The organism is Pedobacter sp. GW822-FHT03F06 (assembly GCF_058801365.1).
In genome coordinates this window covers 63213-82513 of record NZ_JBXANE010000019.1, presented here as the reverse complement: position 1 = coordinate 82513, position 19301 = coordinate 63213, and the positions used below count along the sequence as shown (strand labels likewise).

Annotated in this window: 19 protein-coding genes and 1 tRNA gene; 10 read left to right on the top strand and 10 right to left on the bottom strand. The window is 38.7% G+C overall.

Annotated features, from left to right (window positions below; all coding sequences use genetic code 11):
• Window positions 1-326: 326 nt before the first annotated feature.
• From AC1RJ8_RS24390 to AC1RJ8_RS24365, 6 genes are all read right to left on the bottom strand, one after another.
• The gene (locus tag AC1RJ8_RS24390; RefSeq protein WP_492955961.1) at window positions 327-452 is read right to left on the bottom strand and encodes a hypothetical protein; all 126 of its coding nucleotides are present in this window, start codon (window positions 450-452) and stop codon (window positions 327-329) included.
• A 380-nt stretch (window positions 453-832) separates the two neighbouring features.
• On the bottom strand, window positions 833-1888 hold the full coding sequence (gene rlmN, locus AC1RJ8_RS24385) for a dual-specificity RNA methyltransferase RlmN (RefSeq protein WP_029280032.1): 1056 nt from the start codon (window positions 1886-1888) through the stop codon (window positions 833-835).
• Window positions 1889-1978: 90 nt separating this feature from the next.
• Entirely contained in the window at window positions 1979-2950 is a 972-nt protein-coding gene (gene rluF, locus AC1RJ8_RS24380; RefSeq protein WP_492955962.1) for a 23S rRNA pseudouridine(2604) synthase RluF, read from the bottom strand.
• A 27-nt stretch (window positions 2951-2977) separates the two neighbouring features.
• Window positions 2978-3499 (bottom strand): NADPH-dependent FMN reductase, encoded by a 522-nt coding sequence (locus tag AC1RJ8_RS24375; protein WP_492955963.1) that lies wholly within the window; start codon window positions 3497-3499, stop codon window positions 2978-2980.
• 118 nt (window positions 3500-3617) lie between these two features.
• Window positions 3618-4178, bottom strand: coding sequence for a DinB family protein (locus tag AC1RJ8_RS24370; protein ID WP_492955964.1), 561 nt, complete (start codon window positions 4176-4178; stop codon window positions 3618-3620).
• A gap of 72 nt (window positions 4179-4250) precedes the next feature.
• On the bottom strand, window positions 4251-4940 hold the full coding sequence (locus AC1RJ8_RS24365) for a helix-turn-helix transcriptional regulator (protein ID WP_492955965.1): 690 nt from the start codon (window positions 4938-4940) through the stop codon (window positions 4251-4253).
• Between the two features lie 140 nt (window positions 4941-5080).
• Between AC1RJ8_RS24365 and AC1RJ8_RS24360 the strand changes: the two genes are divergently transcribed.
• Window positions 5081-7558 (top strand): hybrid sensor histidine kinase/response regulator, encoded by a 2478-nt coding sequence (locus tag AC1RJ8_RS24360; protein ID WP_492955966.1) that lies wholly within the window; start codon window positions 5081-5083, stop codon window positions 7556-7558.
• On the opposite strand, the gene AC1RJ8_RS24355 is transcribed toward AC1RJ8_RS24360, so the two are convergent.
• The 4 genes from AC1RJ8_RS24355 to AC1RJ8_RS24340 form a co-directional block, all read right to left on the bottom strand.
• Window positions 7559-8890, bottom strand: a complete 1332-nt coding sequence (locus AC1RJ8_RS24355) for a sigma-54-dependent transcriptional regulator (RefSeq protein WP_492955967.1) — start codon at window positions 8888-8890, stop codon at window positions 7559-7561. It lies immediately after the preceding gene.
• A 69-nt stretch (window positions 8891-8959) separates the two neighbouring features.
• On the bottom strand, window positions 8960-9274 hold the full coding sequence (locus tag AC1RJ8_RS24350) for a hypothetical protein (RefSeq protein ID WP_057931901.1): 315 nt from the start codon (window positions 9272-9274) through the stop codon (window positions 8960-8962).
• 158 nt (window positions 9275-9432) lie between these two features.
• Complete coding sequence (locus AC1RJ8_RS24345; RefSeq protein ID WP_057931900.1) at window positions 9433-9744, bottom strand: hypothetical protein; 312 nt, start codon at window positions 9742-9744, stop codon at window positions 9433-9435.
• Between the two features lie 79 nt (window positions 9745-9823).
• Window positions 9824-10138, bottom strand: a complete 315-nt coding sequence (locus AC1RJ8_RS24340) for a hypothetical protein (protein WP_492955968.1) — start codon at window positions 10136-10138, stop codon at window positions 9824-9826.
• 354 nt (window positions 10139-10492) lie between these two features.
• Between AC1RJ8_RS24340 and AC1RJ8_RS24335 the strand changes: the two genes are divergently transcribed.
• From AC1RJ8_RS24335 to AC1RJ8_RS24295, 9 genes are all read left to right on the top strand, one after another.
• Window positions 10493-10565 (top strand) — tRNA-Thr (locus AC1RJ8_RS24335).
• A 122-nt stretch (window positions 10566-10687) separates the two neighbouring features.
• Window positions 10688-11854 (top strand): amidohydrolase family protein, encoded by a 1167-nt coding sequence (locus AC1RJ8_RS24330; protein ID WP_492955969.1) that lies wholly within the window; start codon window positions 10688-10690, stop codon window positions 11852-11854.
• A gap of 5 nt (window positions 11855-11859) precedes the next feature.
• Entirely contained in the window at window positions 11860-12816 is a 957-nt protein-coding gene (locus AC1RJ8_RS24325; RefSeq protein ID WP_492955970.1) for an NAD(P)H-dependent flavin oxidoreductase, read from the top strand.
• A 66-nt stretch (window positions 12817-12882) separates the two neighbouring features.
• On the top strand, window positions 12883-13155 hold the full coding sequence (locus AC1RJ8_RS24320; RefSeq protein WP_492955971.1) for an acylphosphatase: 273 nt from the start codon (window positions 12883-12885) through the stop codon (window positions 13153-13155).
• 77 nt (window positions 13156-13232) lie between these two features.
• Window positions 13233-14723, top strand: a complete 1491-nt coding sequence (locus tag AC1RJ8_RS24315) for an oligosaccharide flippase family protein (RefSeq protein ID WP_492955972.1) — start codon at window positions 13233-13235, stop codon at window positions 14721-14723.
• Between the two features lie 94 nt (window positions 14724-14817).
• Entirely contained in the window at window positions 14818-15249 is a 432-nt protein-coding gene (gene dut / locus AC1RJ8_RS24310) for a dUTP diphosphatase (protein ID WP_492955973.1), read from the top strand.
• Window positions 15250-15303: 54 nt separating this feature from the next.
• Window positions 15304-17001, top strand: coding sequence for a tetratricopeptide repeat protein (locus AC1RJ8_RS24305; protein WP_492955974.1), 1698 nt, complete (start codon window positions 15304-15306; stop codon window positions 16999-17001).
• Window positions 16979-17770: a lipoprotein insertase outer membrane protein LolB1 gene (lolB1, locus tag AC1RJ8_RS24300; protein WP_492955975.1), complete on the top strand. Its 792-nt coding sequence runs from the start codon at window positions 16979-16981 to the stop codon at window positions 17768-17770. Before AC1RJ8_RS24305 ends, lolB1 begins: the two co-directional genes overlap by 23 nt.
• Window positions 17771-17958: 188 nt before the next feature.
• On the top strand, window positions 17959-19254 hold the full coding sequence (locus AC1RJ8_RS24295) for a murein hydrolase activator EnvC family protein (protein WP_057931892.1): 1296 nt from the start codon (window positions 17959-17961) through the stop codon (window positions 19252-19254).
• Window positions 19255-19301 lie beyond the last annotated feature (47 nt).

Genomic DNA, 19301 nt, shown 5'->3' with positions numbered 1-19301 from the left:
TACTGCGGTAACACGTGGGAGAGTAGGTCGGTGCCAGATCTTAAAAGAAACCCTTTAACAGCAATGTTGAAGGGTTTCTTCGTTTATAGCCTTTTGTAAACCTCCTACTCTCAATTACCATTAAGCAGTTGAGAAAAGTCGGGCTATAGCTTCGCCCTGGTTTTCTTAATGGCCTTAATTCCTTAATGGTGAAAAACTGTAACGGGGCTTATTACTATCGTTAAGGAATGAAAAAAAATTAGGCACTGTTCCGGTATGATTTTCTTAATCCGTTAACTTCTTAATAGTAAATGAATTTATATTAGTTTTCTGATTATTAAAAAGAGTTAAGGCAAGTTGAGGGTTTGTTCCCGCAGATTACGCTGATCTCCGCAGAACCTGATCCATTTTCCGCTTACATCTTCAGTCTTAAGTTCAATAGCCCTGATGGCAGCGAAATCACTTTTGGGCATAGGTAGATTGTTTATCCCAGGGGTTTCCCAAAAGGATTGCAGCGTACAGCAGGACGGAACCCAACCTACATTTTACTGCTATTGCGCTCCAGATCGTTAAAATATCAATCATCTGATAGTAAGGAGGAGTAAAGGGTTTGTTCCCGCAGATTACGCTGATCTCCGCTGAGTTTTACACTACTGGCCCAGGTTCAATAGCCCTGATGGCAGCGAAAATCCCTTTTGGGCATAGGTAGCTTGTTTATCATAAGGGTTTCCCAAAAGGATTGCAGCGTACAGCAGGACGGAACGCGACCTACATTTTACTGCTATTGCGCTCCGAAAAAAATACGTTACTTAAAAAAAACTCTTGACTAAATTAGAATATTTAAAATAATGAGTTAAGCGTTAGCTTCTTCTTTAACCGCTAACTGCCCGCAAGCAGCATCGATATCTTTACCACGGCTACGTCGGATGTTGGTATTGATGCCCTGGCTTTTTAAATAATTGGAAAAAGCATCGATCTTATCGCCTTCTGCATTGGTGAAATCAGCAAAAGAAATGGGGTTATATTCAATGAGGTTTACCTTACAGGGGATATGTTTGCAAAATTTAGCTAAATCCATTGCATCTGAAATTTCATCGTTAAAATGATTGAAAACAATGTATTCGTAGGTTACCGGATTTTTGGTTTTAGCGAAGTAGTATTTAAGTGCATCAGCCAATGCTTTTAACGAGTTGGCCTCATTGATCGGCATGATCTCATTTCGCTTTTTATCATCAGCGGCATGGAGCGAAAGTGCCAGGTTAAATTTTGCACCGTCATCGCCCAATTTCTTGATCATTTTAGCAATACCTGCGGTAGAAACTGTAATACGCTTATAACTCATGTTTAAGCCATCTGGAGCAGTAATGCGCTCAATCGACTTCAATACATTGGCATAGTTTAAAAGCGGCTCTCCCATGCCCATATACACGATATTGGTAAGGGGATTGTTATAATTCTGTTTAGCCTGCTTATCGATCAATACTACCTGGTCATAAATTTCATCGGCGTTTAAATTACGCTTACGGTCCATGTAGCCGGTTGCACAGAACTTACAGGTTAAACTGCAGCCTACCTGAGAGCTTACGCAAGCAGTCATACGGTCTTCTAAAGGAATTAAAACCCCCTCTACAATATTACCGTCTGCTAACCTGAAAGTGTTTTTAATGGTATGGTCGTTACTGAACTGTGAATTGTTAACCTGAACAGCATTAATGGCAAAAGTTTCGTCCAATGCCTTACGAAGATCTTTAGAAAGATTGCTCATCTGCTCGAAACTCGTAGCTGATTTCTCCCAAAGCCATTGGTAAATCTGCTTAGCCCTGAATGCAGGTTGTTGCATTGCTACAAGGTGTTGTTGCAATTGAGGTAGATCTAATGCACGGATATCGGTTTTTTTTGCTGTTACCATTTGTTGCAAAGGTACTTAAAAAAGGTGTAAGGCAGAAAGGTAGACGGTAGAGGGCGCCTGCAAGATGCCGAATTTTACAATTAATTAGCTTTATCTTCCTCTGCCTCTTGAGTTTGACTTGCTGATAGCCTTACCTTTGGCAGGTCTGGAATTTCTGTTTCCCGCATTGCTTTTACCTGTTGGTTTTGCTCCGGAATGACCTGCGCTCTTTTTTCCTGTTGATTTTGCGCCAGACGGCTTTGGTTTAAACGGTTTTTTTGTTTGCTCTTCTTTAAGTTCGGGGATTTCTTCCCATGCATTTGTTTTTTTCTTAGTGCCTTTGGGTTTTATTTTGGCCTCGGATGATGAATTTTCAACACTTTTAGTGATGCTTTTCATCTCATCTTCACTAAGTTCTCTAAATTCTCCTGTCGGAATACCTTTTAAATTGATATTCATAATGCGCGTACGCTCAAGCTTGGTAACTTCATAACCAAAATGCTCGCACATTCTACGGATCTGCCTGTTTAATCCCTGGATTAAGATAATGTTGAAAACAAATGTGCTGATCTGACGAACCTTACATTTGCGCGTGTTTACCCCCAAGATAGGAACACCATTACTCATCTCGAAAATAAAATCTTCCGTAATCGGTTTGTTTACCGTTACTATGTATTCCTTTTCGTGTTTATTCCCTGCCCTTAAAATTTTGTTAACGATGTCGCCGTTGTTGGTCAGGAAGATCAGGCCTGATGAATCTTTATCCAATCGGCCGATTGGAAATATCCTTTCGCTATGGTTAACGTAATCAACAATATTATCGCGTACGCTGCCTTCTGTAGTGCTGGTAATACCTACAGGCTTGTTAAAAGCCAATAGGATGAAATTACTTTCTTCTTTAGGTTCGATATTATGCCCGTTTACCATAACTTTATCGCCCGGAAAAACCTGGTCGCCTACTTTAGCCCTTTTCCCATTAATGAAAACGGTACCCTTTTCGATATAACGGTCTGCTTCACGGCGTGAACATAATCCACTTTCACTGATGAATTTATTTAAACGGGTTGCAGAGTTATTGTTCATACTGCAATTTTACGGAAATAAATCGTGTTATCCATTCTCCATACGGGCAACAAATGAATCGACAGTGCTTTTGAGTGCGGTTAAGGTTTCGTTATCGGTAATTGCTCCCTCACTATCGATCTTCGCTTTTGCGAATGAGATAAGCTGGGGCGATACCCTTGCTTCAATTACTGTTAAAATATCGATGATGGACTGATAAGCTTTCTCGCCTTGGGTTGAAGCAACAAGTGCTAAAACGGGTTTCCCCGAAAATGATGCTGAACTTACCGTCCAATCGAGTAGGTTCTTTAGTGAGCCTGGTAAGCCCATCGCATATTCTGGTGTGGAGATGATGATTCCATCTGCTTTTTGGATGGTTGAGCGAAGCTCTTCGACGGCCTGTGGTGGATTTCCCTGGTCTAAATCAGGATTGAAATGTGGAATATCTGAAATGGATGAAAAGTTTAATACCTCGAAGTCTCCACCCAAAAGCCTGGAGATGGCTGTGATGTAAAGTGCATTGGTTGATACTGCTTTCGTGCTTCCAGAGATTGCCAATATTTTTTTCATTGCTAAAAGTAGCAAAGCGCAAAAGGAATATCAAGGTAGTCTGGTAATTGTGGAGTCATTTCAGAACAGGCCATCGAAACGCACCAGGTTCCGACAGCTTATTCTGAATTATTAAGAACTAAAAGTTTTGATCGTCTGCACTTGGGCCATAGCTGCCTGGGATCGGGATATCGAGTAATCTTAAGTAAACCCCTAACTGTGCCCTGTGGTGAGTGGTTTGACTAAGTGAATGGCGGATGGTTTCGTATTTAGAATAATCTGCCAAAACCTGTTTGCCCATGCTCAATACCCAACGGCCATTTAGTTCTTCTTCTGTAGCTTTTTCCAATTCTGCTTTTCCCAGGGCATAATTTTTCTCTAGAATTTTAACCAGATCATCGGCATTTTCTGCAGGTTGTTCAACATAAGGAGCTGTTTCAAAATCCAGTCCATCAGTAGTTAAAGCGAGTGAAACCCAACTCGGTAGATCAGCAATATGAACCGCAAGCGACTTCATTTTCATGCTTTTTTCATGTGGTGCCCAGTCAAATTTTTCTACAGGTACAATAGCCAGGAATTTTTTTGTCGTATTAAATTCAGCTTCTAGCTCTTTCAATAATAATTTAATAATGTCCATATTTTTCTGTTTTATTTTTTCTGCGGTGCTTAAATCCATTAGTAGTAAATCGGCAATACTCATGATTTTGATGTTTAGTTACACAAAGAAAATACAGCCCACTGACAACCCTATGGCAGTGTGAAAAATATTTTTTTAATAATTTACTGGAAGTAAGTGCATGTATTCACTTAGTGGCATGTGCTGCGTTTTTTTGAAAGGAATACCTAGATTTTTAAGGCAGATAAGCCGGGTGAGGTTAAAATCACGGTATTCATTCCTGTAATGGCACCAGGCAATTAAATGCCAGCTAAAAGCATAGAAAATTAAGCCAATTGGTTCTACTTCTCTTTTGCTCACTTCCTCCTTATTGTTTTTATAATTGAGTTCGATCAGGTTTTTTTCGGTAATGGCGTGTTGAATAAGTGATAGGTATTCGAAGTTAAAATTTAACCTTTCCGGAATCTGCAATTTAATATGCTGGTTTAAGGTTTCGAGCTTTTCTTTTTGTCCCGATTTTAATACCGCCTTTACTTTTGTCAGTGCTGTAGCGTAATGGGTACGGATAGAATTATCAGCAAAGCCGTTCACCAAACTTTCAACCAATAGCAGTGCATTGGCCTCGTCCATATTAAAAGAAACTGGCGGCAGGAAATAACCCTGAACCAGGTAATAGCCTTTGTGCTGCTCAAAACTTACCGGTATGCCTTGCTCGCCTAATGCTTTAATATCGCGATATACGGTGCGTATGCTCATATCAAACCTTTCCGCAATTTTTTCTGCGGTAATATATTTTCTGGATTGAAGCAGGGTTAAGATTCCGAAAAGTCGGTCGATACGGTTCATAGTATGTTTTGTTAGGCGATTAAAATTAAAGTTTTTTAATCAATTTTTCTTGTGGTACGTTATTTGTAAAAGATAAATACATATCAATTCTATAGGTTAAACCGTTATAACTAGGGTTAATCATACATAATCTGAATTAAATGGCTGCTGTTATCCAAAAGCGTTTCTTCCGGGCAATAAAAAGTAAAGTAATTATAGGTTTCCTGTTTGCCTGTTTTGCATTGCTATTGGCCTGGGGTATCAGTAAATTTGCTTTTACAAGGATGCTGGATACCGTTGAAGAAATTTCGGCCCCGAACGACCGTTTAAGGATCGTAAATGATCTTTCACATAAGATTGCCAGGTTAGATCAGCTGCAAAGGGACGAGGCTTTCAATAAACAGGGGAATTATAGTTTTCTTAAAGAGTCGCGTAAGCTAAGGGCTAGCCTGGATACCTTGGGTAAATTGTACAGGGGCGATTCTGCCCAGTTGGCGAGAATAAAATCGATCAAGAATCTACTGACCGACCGCGATAAACAATTTATCAATTATTTAAAGGTGAGAGAAACGTTGGTGAATACCAAATCGTTCTCTAATGAGGTTCAGAAATTAAATGAATTGGTTGCTACACGTACCAGACAGACAGACAGTGCGGTACTGACCACCGAGACAACTACCTCAACTACTACGGTTGCGCCTGAAGAAAAAGAGAAATCGAGGGGTTTTTTGAGTAAACTGTTTGGTAAGAAGAAATCTGATGTATATAAAATCATTAATGAGGAGTTTAAGGTAAAGCGCGATACGCTGAATGCAAAGGCTGAAGATAGCATTATGAAGAGTATGACGGGGGCCTTAAAAAACATCGAACTCGAGCAACGCCAGAAAAGTCAGAAATTTTTAAAACGCGAAGCAGATTTATCAAACGCCAGTAATGCATTAACTGCGCAGATGTTACAGATTTTAAGAGAGGTTGAGGGGGAGGCAGTAGCCCAGGTAGATTTAAATGGTATTCAGGCTAAAGAAGTGGTTAACGATGGAATTACACAGATCACAACCATTATCATTATCTTTTTCCTGCTAACAGTTATTCTGCTGTATTTAATTTTGGCTGATATTACAAAAAGCAACAGGTATAGAAGGGCATTGGAGCTTGCTAAGGATGAAGCAGAATACCATGGTAAGGCCAAGCAGCGGTTCCTATCAAACATGAGCCATGAGATTAGAACGCCGCTGCAGTCTATTTTGGGCTATGCCGAGATGATTACCCAGCAGGAAGTACCGAATAAAAAAGATGTGGATGCCATTTATCAATCTTCCATTCATTTACTTCAGATTGTGAACGAGGTATTAGATTATAACCGGATTATTTCGGGCGAATTTAGTTTCAATAACCAGGTGTTCAACATCAGAAAAGCTTTAGATGAGGTAGTTTCGGTAATGCGGCCTTTGGCAGAGCAAAAATCACTTCAATTAAATACTAAGCTTGATCTTGCCGATCTTGAATTTGTAAAAGGAGATGTTTTCAGATTAAAACAGATCCTATTTAACCTATTGGGCAATGCTGTAAAATTTACCCTGAAAGGTGAGATTGTACTTTCAGTATCGTATAAAAAGCAGGGTGATGATCTACATTTCCATTTTACAATAAAAGATACAGGTATCGGTTTTGAAGAAAAAGATATTCCAAAAATATTTAATGAATTTGAGCAGATAGAATCTCCTGAAAAATACATCATCAACCAGGCTGGCACAGGTTTGGGACTGCCAATCGTTAAATCTTTGATCGAAACACAAGGAGGAAGAATTTATGTGAAAAGTAAACCGGGCATTGGTACCACATTTAATATTTATATGAAATATGAAAATACCACTGAGCGTGTAAACGATATTTTAGATTTAGAACATTATGCAATTGTAAACCCAGGTACAGTTTGGGTAATTGATGATGATAAACTCATTCTGGATTTATGCGGAATGATTTTTCAGAAAAACCAAATCCCGTTTAGAAGTTTTACCCATGTTGCCGATATCCTGCACGCAGCGCCTGAGCCGGATTTAAAATATGTGCTGGTTGATATGCGTATGCCCGAAATGACAGGATTTGAACTTTGCCATTTATTGAAGAAGAAACTCCCCGCGCACATTAAATTTTACGCCATTACCGCACAGGTTCTACCTGAAGAGCGTGAAATGGTTTTAAGTGAAGGCTTTGATGGGCTAATTATGAAGCCGTTTAGGGCCGTAGATATCCTATCTATATTTGATAGAACTGAAATTTTGACTGAACAGCCCGAATTCGATTTCTCTTCCATTGAGAAAATGACCTTTGGCGATCAGCAAATGTTAGAGAAAATACTGAACCGTTTTAAACAGGATTCTATAGTTGATGCTGTAGAATTGAAAAAACATTTAACTGATAATGACCCAGATCAGGCCAGGTTGCTGGTTCACCGCCTGGCAGGACGTACGGCGCAAATGGGTTCGAAGACCTTGGCAAGTGCATTCCGCATCCTGGAATTAGAAATCGCCGAAAAAGGCTTAACCAACAATATTAAATCTGAAGTTTTATTGCAGATCAGAAAACTGGATGGCTTAATTGCAATTATGGAAGAGATGGATTACTCCAATGCCGGATAGTTATTCTATGCCGTAACGCTCCATCTTAGCGTAAAGGGTTTTACGGTCGATGTTTAAAATCTTCGCGGCTTTTGATTTATTATGCCTCACCTTGATCAATGTTTCAGTAATCAACGCTTTTTCATTCTGTTCGTTTACCGCTTTAAGGTCGGATGAATTGCCTGGAGCTGACTGGTGACGGACAGAAATCATCATTTCGTCAGGTAATGCACCAATTTGGGCAACATCGCCTGGGCTTAATAAAACCATACGTTTAATCACATTGCTAAGCTCGCGCAAATTTCCCGGCCAATCGTAACTAAGCAAAAGTGTTTTTGCCTCATTAGAAATACTTTTCACATTCCGTTCTAAATCTCGGTTTGATAGCTGTATAAAATGGTTGATAAACAGTTCTAAATCTCCGCCCCGATCTCGCAATGGAGGAAGCTGGATTTTGAACTCATTTAAACGATGATATAAATCTTCTCTAAACTCACCTTGTTGCATACTATTGGCCAGATCATCATTGGTAGCTGTAATGATGCGAACATTAACAGGGATTTGTTTGGTACTGCCCAAAGGCTGGATTACCCTTTCTTGTAGTGCCCTAAGTAATTTAATCTGCACTTCGTAACTTAGGTTACCCACTTCATCTAAAAACAATGTTCCGCCATTTGCTGCCTCAAACTGACCTTTTTTGTCGTTTAAAGCACCTGTAAAAGCACCTTTTACGTGTCCGAATAATTCGCTGGCAGCTAAATCTTTCGATAATGCACCGCAATCTATTGCAACGAAAGGTTTATCGGCACGCTTGCTCTGCTGGTGCAGGGTTCTGGCAGCAAATTCTTTTCCTGTACCGCTTTCGCCCTGTATAATTACCGACATGTCGGTTGGGGCTACCAAACTGATGTGTTCATACAGTTTATCTGCAACTGCACTTTTCCCTTTTATAAAATCACTGTTTGTTTCTTTTGGTTCAACACTTTTTAAATCCTTTTTAGCTAAAGAATTTTTGATCACCATTAGTAACTCATCTGGGTTAACCGGCTTGGTAATATAATCAATAGCACCCAATTGAATGGACCTGACCGCAGTCCGAACATCATTAAAACTGGTCATGATGATTGCAGGTATGGATAGTCCCAGATCACGGATGTGGCTAAGCACTTCAAGACCTGTCCCATCCGGAAGACGGTAATCGATTAAAAGTAAGTCGAATTCATTGTTTTCAACTTGTTTAAATGATTGCTTAACCTGGGTTACAAGGGTAATCTCATGACCGTTTTTTGTTAAAAAACCTTCAAGTAATTGAGCAAATGTAGTGTCGTCTTCTAAAATCAGGATTCTCGCCATGTAACAAAAATAAGAAAAGCCGGACATAATCCGGCTTTCTTATAATAGGTAGATGTAATTATTTGGGTTTTATTGTACTGGCTTACCGTCTTTATCAATTTTAACTGAACCAGTTTCGGCTTCTTTTTTAACATTGATTAAGTAGTACTCCTTTGTTCCTTCTTTAACAGACCAAGCTTCAGTAGCTGTCCATCCTTTGTAAGCATCAGATTTTAGCGCTGTTGTAACTGGAGCAGGAAGTTCTTCCAGTTTAACGGGAGTTTTTACTGCACTATCTTGAACTGCAACAATTGCAGCATTTTTGATTGTATTTACTTCACTTGCCTGTACTGCTGAGAATCCTGCAAAAGCCAAGAACGCAGCTGATAAAATTAATTTTTTCATCTGTTTACAATTTTATTTGTGAGGAAGCTGCCATGATTAATCAATTTACCTTGTGGTGCTGAAAATCATGACGGTTTCGTGGTATGTATTTTTAGTTTATGCGCAGCCCGAAGGCCACGCTTATATTGATTATGCCTGTGTGGCGTATTTATTTGAGATTATTGTACTGGCTTACCGTCTTTGTCGATTTTAACCGAACCAGTTTCTGCTTCTTTTTTAACATTAATTAAATAATATTCTTTAGTACCTTCTTTAACAGAGAAAGCTTCAGTAGCGGTCCAACCTTTGTATGCATCCGATTTTAATGCGGTGGTTACTGGTGCAGGAAGTTCTTCCAGTTTAACCGGAGTTTTTACGGCACTATCTTGAACTGCAACAATTGCAGCGTTTTTGATTGTATTAACTTCACTTGCTTGAACTGCTGTGAATCCTGCGAATGCTAAAGTAGCGGCTAAAATGATCTTTTTCATGATATTGTGTTTTAAATATGGTTTTGTAACTCATGTTACGTTAAATACTCGTTAATTATAGAGCGCTAACCGATCTTATTTATTGAACTGGTTTACCGTCTTTATCGATTTTAACCGAACCAGTTTCGGCTTCTTTTTTAACGTTGATTAAATAATATTCTTTAGTACCCTCTTTAACAGAGAAAGCTTCAGTAGCGGTCCATCCTTTGTAAGCATCAGATTTTAATGCTGTTGTAACTGGCTCAGGAAGTTCTTCCAATTTAACTGGAGTTTTCACTGCGCTATCTTGAACTGCAACAATCGCAGCATTTTTGATTGTATTTACTTCACTTGCCTGTACTGCTGAGAATCCTGCTAATGCTAATACTGTTGCTGCTAAAACGAACTTTTTCATAGTATATATTTAAAATTTAATTTGTGTAACAATACTTGCTAATGTTTCACAATGATGCCAAACCACTTTTTTTATTTAAGTTATTGTTTTTTAGGCATTTGTGTGCGTGCCAGGATTTTGGCGCTGTGGAGCTTCTCCACACTTTGGGGCGAATGACTACAAGTTTTGCCGTTATTATGATGAATAACAAATTCTTGTGCCGTCAGATGTTACCATCTGACGGATTTAAAAAATTCCTTGGAGTTAATTAGCTATCAGATGGTAACATCTGACGGCACACTAAATATTTTCAAAAAATTAATTTTCAATTTTCAAAAAAGAAGATTTTTTTCTATCATTGCAGCCCAATTAAAAGCCTCCTTAGCTCAGCTGGTAGAGCAACTGACTTGTAATCAGTAGGTCATTGGTTCGATTCCGATAGGAGGCTCTTTTTTCTTTCCCCGTTTTCTAATTTCTTTAGAAACTAAGTCAAAAATCATTTTATCATCAAAATAGGTTAGGTGTAGAAAAATATTTTTATTTGCTCCGGTTATTCCACTAATTTGCGATATGTTAAAATACTTTTCAGCCGATTGGATATTTCCTGTTTCATCCCCACCGATTAAAAATGGAGTGGTAGCCGTAAATACAGATGGCGAAATTGAAAAAGTGTTGACCCAAAAAGAGGCCTTGAATTTTGATTTGGATATCATAAAGTATAAAGGATCAATCGTTCCGGGTTTTATCAATACCCACTGCCATTTAGAACTATCGCACCTGTTGGGGCAAATTCCCGAGCAAACGGGTTTGGTAGAATTTGTACAAAGTATTATTAAAAGCAGGCAGGGCGATATTGAAGAGATTAAAACGGCTATGTATGCTGCTGATCAGAAAATGTTCGAAAACGGGATAGTAGCCGTTGGCGACATTTCCAACCAAACTTCATCAAAAGAAGTAAAAGCGCATAGCAAAATATACTACCATACTTTTATCGAAGCCATGGGCTTTAATCCTGAACGTGCAAATGCGACAATGGATTATGTAAAGGAAATTAAGCAAGGTTTTGGCGCTTTGCCCACCTCAATTGTGCCACATGCACCCTATTCTGTATCGCCTGAATTATTCGGGTTGATAAAAGTGGAAGCTGAAAAAGATAATGCCTTTATTAGTATTCACAATCAGGAAACTAAGGATGAAAATGCGTTCTTCGAAAATAAAGCCGGTGGATTTTTAGCACTATACGAATTTCTGGGGCTCGATATATCTTTCTTTACCCCCTCCAAAAAAACATCTTTACAAACCTGGTTGCCTTATATTAAGCAGCAGAAAAGTTTGTTGGTGCATAACACCGTTTCCAATAGAGCTGATATCACCTTTGCAAAACAAAACAACAAAAATCTGTACTGGTGCCTTTGTCCACAGGCCAATTTATATATTGAAAATGCGCTACCCGATGTTGATCTGTTAATTGAAGAAAACGTAAAGATTACCTTGGGAACAGATAGTTTAGCAAGCAACCATCAGCTTAATATCCTATCAGAAATGATCACCTTGCAGCAATACAAGCAGGTTACTTTTGAAAAACTTTTGAGTTGGGCAACTATAAGTGGAGCCGAATTTTTAGCGCTAGACCAACAAATTGGAACAATAGAGGTTGGTAAAAAACCAGGATTGAATTTAATCCAGCTGTCTGCTGATTTTAAGATTGAAAATGATCAGGTAGAAAGGCTAATTTAGAATATATGAATCCAATTTGTAAACTTTTCAATATTAAATACCCTATTATTCAGGCCGGGATGGTTTGGTGCAGTGGGTGGAGATTGGCATCGGCAGTTTCTAATGCAGGAGGTCTTGGCATTATTGGAGCCGGTTCAATGTATCCTGATGTTTTAAGAACACATATTCAAAAATGCAAATTAGCAACTCATCTTCCGTTTGGTGTTAATATTCCATTGCTCTATCCTAACATTCAGGAAATTATAGATGTGATAATCGAAGAGGAAGTAAAAATTGTATTTTCTTCTGCTGGTAATCCTACCACATGGACCAGTTTTTTAAAAGAAAAGGGTATTACTGTTGTTCATGTAATTGCCAATACAAAATTTGCCATAAAAGCGCAGGAAGCTGGCGTTGATGCCATCGTTGCCGAAGGCTTTGAAGCAGGTGGACATAACGGGAGAGAAGAAACCACCACCATGTGTTTAATTCCGATGATAAGGGGCGCTGTTAAAATTCCTGTCATTGCAGCTGGCGGCATTGGAAGTGGAAAAGCCATGTTGGCGGCGTTTGCTTTAGGCGCTGATGCCGTTCAGATCGGTTCGGCTTTTGCCGTTGCCGAAGAATCATCAGCCCATCCGGCATTTAAAAATAAAATTATTGCTGCTGCTGAAGGGGATACTAAGCTGGCCATGAAAAAACTGGTTCCGGTGCGGCTGCTGAAAAATGAATTTGCTGAAGCGATATCGGTAGCAGAAGCTGAAGGAGCAGATCGAGGCCGCTTAATAGAGCTTTTGGGCAGAGCAAGGGCAAAAGCGGGCATGTTTGAGGGCGACATGGAAAATGGAGAACTCGAAATCGGTCAGATTTCAGCTATGCTGAATGAAATTAAACCTGCAAAAGAAATCCTCGAAGAAATATGGTTAGGTTTTAGGTCCGAACTGCAAAGATTTAACAGTTTACAAAATGAATTGGGCTTATAAACATAGGGATACAAAATTGCTTTACTAACTTTGCAAGATTAGAACATTTCAATTTTACAACAATAAATGAAGCATCTTAATATAATCGTAACCGGTAAAGTGCAGGGCGTTGGCTTTAGGGAAACCACAAAAATTATTGCCAACCAAATGATGGTAACGGGTTTTGTAAAGAACGAAAAAGACGGATCGGTTTATATCGAAGCAGAAGGCGAAGACATTTTTCTGGAAGAATTTGTAAACTGGTGCTACGAAGGGCCTGATCGCTCGCGTGTAGAAAATGTAACGGTAAGCGATGGTGAAGTAAAAAACTATCGTAATTTTGAAATCTTAAGAAAATAAATTGCTGAATTGTTGGATTGCTATTTGTTCCGCTAAGGAGCTTATCTCAATACGCAATACTCAAATCTCAATCATAAATGTCTGTATATAAAAAGTTTCTTGGGCAAACCATGGTTTATGGTATCAGTACCATTGCCTCGCGGTTACTCAATTTCATCTTAACCCCAATATTTACCAGAAGTTACGGCGCAAGTGCATTAGGTGTTTTTACAAAAATGTATGCTTATGCATCTATGATAAATGCCATACTGGCCTTTGGAATGGAAACTACTTTTTTTAGATATCTCAATAAACATGAAGATAAAAAACAGCAGGTTTATAACAATTCTTTCCTGATCGTTGCCTTTATATCCACATTGTTTTTAATTACTGGCCTTGTTCTTACCGAACCGATTACCAAATGGTTGTTAAACAGTAATATGTCGCACTATCAGGATCAAAAAAGATATGTGCAGTATTTTCTTTGGCTCTTGTTTTCGGATGCAATCTGTGTAATTCCTTTTGCCAGGATCAGGGCTGACGGAAAGCCTTTTAGATATAGCATCATTAAATTTGTGAATATCTTAAGTTATGTGCTCTTAAGCCTGTTTTTCATCTATGGTATTCCACTGATCATTAAACACGATTTACCTGGTGCAGCTTTCTTTCAAAGTTGGTTTCGCGATAAATGGGTTGGATATGTGTTTATCGCCAATCTGGTAGCAAGTGCCCTTACCTTTTTGCTTTTAGTGCCAGAATTTTTAAAGGTTCAGTTTAAATTTGACCGCGATTTATTTAAAAAAATGCTTTCTTACAGCTGGCCTGTCTTGATCGCAAATTTATCTTTCATCGTTAATGAAAATCTGGATAAAATACTTTTGGATCGATACACAACTGAAGCAGAAGTTGGTATTTATGGTGCTGTTTGTAAGCTGGCTATATTCCTGAGTATTTTTAATATGGCTTTTAGATTGGGAGCAGAGCCATTTTTCTTCAGCTATGCCAAAAATGAAAACGCAAAAATTACTTACGCAAAAATTCTGGAGTATTTTGTAATTGCACTTTCCATTCTTTTTGTGGCGCTTACTGCAAATATCGAAATCCTCAAATACTTTATCAGCCGGGATGCAAAACACCTGGCCGAGTATTGGGTCGGTTTACCAGCAGTGCCTTATTTACTGGTGGGATACGTATGTTTAGGTATTTATATGAACCTTTCTATTTGGTATAGGTTGTCTGATCAAACCAGGTTTGGATTGTATATCTCTTTAATTGGAGCTTTTATTACCATTGTATTCAATATTATATTGATTCCAAAGTTTAGTTACATGGGTTCTGCCTGGGTTTCGATGGCAACCTATGGAACGATGATGATTATTTCGTACATCCTCGGGCAGAAATATTATCCAATCCCCTATAATCTTAAAAAGATTTTAGCTTATCTAATCATTTCTATCATACTGGTATTCTCTTCGTTTTTCGTATTCAATAGAAACATTTATATTGGCAATGCCATGTTAATTGTTTTTGTTGCAGGCATTGCTTATTTCGAAAAGAATGATTTAATGAAAATATTAAAAAGAGGTTAATTAGAGACTTTTGCGTTAGGTTCATAGTTAATGGTCAATGGCCATCAAACCATGATCTATAAGCCATTACCCTAAAGTACCCAACAATAAAAAAATGGAAATAAAAATTATCAATGCATCCGAACACCCACTTCCACAATATGAAACTGCGCATGCAGCCGGTATGGATCTGAGGGCATCAATAACAGAAGAAATGATATTGAAACCTTTACAAAGATTACTGGTGCCAACAGGTTTGTTTATTGAATTGCCGGTTGGCTACGAAGCACAGATCAGACCGAGAAGCGGACTGGCCTATAAACATGGTATTAGCATTGTAAATGCGCCTGGGACAATTGATGCTGATTACCGTGGTGAAATAAAAGTTTTATTGGTAAATTTATCAGATACAGATTTTAAAATCGTTAATGGCGATAGAATTGCACAAATGGTTGTGGCAAAACACGAAACCGTTAGCTGGCAAACCGTTGAACAATTAGGGGAAACTGCACGGGGCGAAGGTGGCTACGGACATACGGGGAAATAAGTTTGGAGTTCGCGGTTTTCAGTTTGAAGTTAATTTTTGGATGGATAAAATAACATGAAATACAAAGTACATTTTCTTGTTGGAGCTACTTTAGTGAGCTTCCAGGCTTTTGGGCAGGGAACGGTTGCGCCAAGTATCAATCGCGATAGCAATATGGTAAAACAACTGTTTTTTGCGGGTCTACGGGAGAAAATGTCTGAAAATTATGTTGTTGCCTCCACCAATTTCAATAAAATTGTTGGTTTAGATCCGAATAACCACGCAGCCTATTTCGAGCTGGCCAATGCAAATCTGCGTTTAGATAAACTCCCGGAAGCTGAACAGAACATAAAACAGGCAATTAAATTAAACGGCGGCAATTTATGGTACTGGCGTTTACTCGGTGAGGTATACAAGCGCACCAATAAAATGCCCGAACTTATTGAGGTTTTTAATCAGTTGATCCGCCTCGATCCTGAAAACGATGCCTATTATTTTGATAAGGCCAATGCACAGTTCTTAAGCAATCAGCTAGATGCCGCAAAAAAGACCTATGAGGAAATCCAGGCTAAATTTGGCGAATCGAGAGATCTGGTAAATGCCAGAAAGCGTCTGCAATCTAACGGCAATGCCACCGAAAGTGATATTGTAAAGTTATTGGAAGGTAACCAGGCTGATGTAAAGAACTATTTATATGCTGCAGGTTTGCTTTTGCAGAAGGGAAATGATCCGGAAGCATTAAAGGTGTTAACCAAAGCACAGCAGCTCGAACCCAATAATTTTGAGGTAAACCTGGCTTTGGCCGATATTTACCGCAAGCAGAAAAATGACGAAGCTGCATTTTCCTCCTTAAAATTGGCTTTCGAAAGCAATGAAATGCCCCTTACGGAAAAGGTGAAGATTATCGCCGCACTTTTTCCGAAACTTAACCAACCCATTGTTGCCAAACATGTAACTGAACTAAGTAAGCTGGTTGCAGAAAAAAATCCGGCTGATGCAAAAGCATTGGCACTTTATGGCGATGTACTTTATCAGCAGAACCATTTAAAAGATGCATTGGCCCAATATCAGGCTGCTTTAAAACTTAACGAACAGGTTTATGTAGTTTGGGAACAGGTCATTAATATCCAAACACTGCTCGGGCATTATGAGGAAGCCATAAAGGTTGGCGATGAGGCTTTAAGCATTTATCCCAATCAGGCCAGCTTATATTATTATATGGCTTATGCCCTGTTTAAAACAGGTAAGTACGATCCTGCTCAAAGCAATTTAAAAACTTCCTTACAGCTGGATGTGGAGAATAAAAGCCTGCAGGCGCAGATTTATGCACTACAGGGCGATATCTACATCAACCAGAATAATTTTGCCTTAGCTAAAACAGCTTTCGAAAAAGCCATTTCAACAGAGCCCGATAATTACCTCATCATGAATAATTATGCCTATTATTTGGCATTAAGAAATGACGACTTAACCAAAGCGGCGAAATATGCCGAAACAGCGGCCAATGCAATGCCTAATAATCCTTCAATTGTAGATACTTACGCCTTTATTCTGTTTAAACAGCAAAAATACGATCTGGCGAAAACATGGATCGAAAAGGCTTTGCAAAACAATAGCAGTAAAAACGGTGTTTACTTGGAGCGATATGGCGATATACTTTTTATGAAAGGTGAAAAGGATGCAGCGTTAATTCAATGGCAAAAAGCAAAAGAGGCCGGAAACGGATCAGAAGTATTAATTAAAAAGATAAATGAAAAGAAGTATTTTAAATAGCGCATTCCTATTAGGAGCTGTAATTTTTGTTTCAGCATGTAAACCTAAAAAAGAAATTGTAGTGGCTCCCCCTGCCAAAACAGAAACCAAAACTGATAATTCTAAAGCAGAAGCTTTAACACTACTAAATAGCAAACAACTTAAATTTAATACCCTTTCTTTAAAAGCAAAAGCAACTTTAGATATTGCCGGCGATGCAAACGACGTAACCATGAATTTCAAGATGAAAGACAAGGAAACCATTTGGGTAAGCATTACGGCCTTAGGTGGAATGGCAGAGGTGGCAAGGGCTTTGATTACGCCCGATAGCATCAAGATCATGAACCGCATGAAAAGCGAATACCTGAAAAAACCGTTTAGTTATATTTATAATTTCACCAACAAACAGGTTAACTTTAACACCCTACAATCCATTTTAACGGGCAATGCCATGGGCGAGTTTTTAACAGCAGAATCGGATGTTAAACAGGAAAATGGTGTTTGGGTGGTTTCTGGAAGCAAATCGGAATTAGATTACAAATTGCTTTTTAACACACTTTTCAAAGTGGCTGAAACCAATTTAAATGATGCTAAAAACGGCCAGGCGCTAAAAGTTACCTATACCGACTATCAAAAATTAAACGAATCATTATTTCCTAGCGCATTGCAGATCAAAACACTATCTAAAGCAAAGCGGATAAACATCGACCTACAGTTTGTGAAAATTGATGGCAATGTTCCTGTCGATTTTCCGTTTAATGTACCAAAGAGATTTACGGTTGTAAAGTAGGCTTAAAAACTCCATTCAAATATTCTATCAATGATTTGCCGGCAGGTAAGTACTGCATTAGTACAGCTGCTCTGGCAATCTTTGTTATGTATGAAGATTGAGTGAAGACAGTTCTGTAATAAGCAATTATGACTTTAGTATCTCGATTTTAATATTTTTTACTACAAAATTTTTATACTTTTGGCTTAATGAAGCTACAAAAACTCCTATTTATCCTTTTTTTAAGCGTGTTAACCCTTTCGGCAGTTGCACAAACTGAAAGCCAGCTCAGAAGGAAAAAAGAAGCTATACAACGCGAAATTGAACAGCTTCAAAAGAATTTGAATAAAACTGCCAGTGGTAAAAAGCTTACTATACAGCAGATTAATACGATAAATGCCCAGATTAGGTTGCGCCAGGATAAAATCGGCACAATCAACTCTGAAATAAAAAATCTGGATAACCAAATCTCTCAGAACACAAATACCGTACATACGTTACAAGGTCAGTTGGGCGATCTTAAAAAAGAGTATGCGGGAATGATCCGTTTTGCACAGCGCAACAGAAATTCGTACGATAAAATGATGTTCATTTTTGCGGCGAAGGATTTTAACCAGGCATATAAAAGAATAAAGTATTTACAGCAGTTTAGTCAATACCGTAAAAAACAGGCCGGATACATTGAAAATACACAGCAAGACCTGAACGGCAAAATCAAAGTCCTGGATAAAACACTCAGGGAAAAAAGTGATCTGTTGAAGGAACAGGAAAGAGAGCGTGAGCGTTTAAGCAAAGATAAAAGTAAACAATCAGTAGAATTAAATAAACTGAGCAAGGACGAAAAACAGTTTAAACAGGATATTACCAGCCGTAAAAAACAACAGGCCCAGATAGACAGGGCCATTAGTGCTGCAATACAGCGGGCAATTGAAGAGGCGAGAAGGAAGGCCGCGGAAGAGGCAAGAAGAAAAGCGGCTGAAGAAGCACGGATTGCGGCTGCAAAAGCCAAGGCTGAAAATAGACCTGCACCTACTGCACCAGCTACACCAACTGCTAAAGCAAAATCGACAGGAGAGTTGCTTACTGCAACACCTGAAGCAGCCAGATTATCGGCAGGTTTTGAAAATAACAGAGGAAGATTGCCTTGGCCGGTAGCAAATGGAACAATAACCGAAAGGTTTGGTTTACATAAGATAGACCAGGCAAGTTATACCAACGATGGAGTAGATATCACCACAACTGATGGGGCAACTGTTAGAAGTATATTTGCAGGTAAGGTTGTTATGGTGCAAAATATTATGGGTAGAACAGCTGTAGTAATTAACCATGGCGAGTACTTTACAGTGTACCAAAACTTAAGATCGGTTAGTGTGAGTGTAGGTAATTTGGTTGAAACCAAACAGGCTATCGGGATTGTGGCAAATACAGGTGACGACGCCATTTTAAAATTCCAGATTAGAAGAGGTCAGGGAACTTTAAATCCCGAAGCCTGGATTAGTAAATAAACTTAAGACAAGTTAAAATGTCTATATTTGTATAAATTATATTAGTG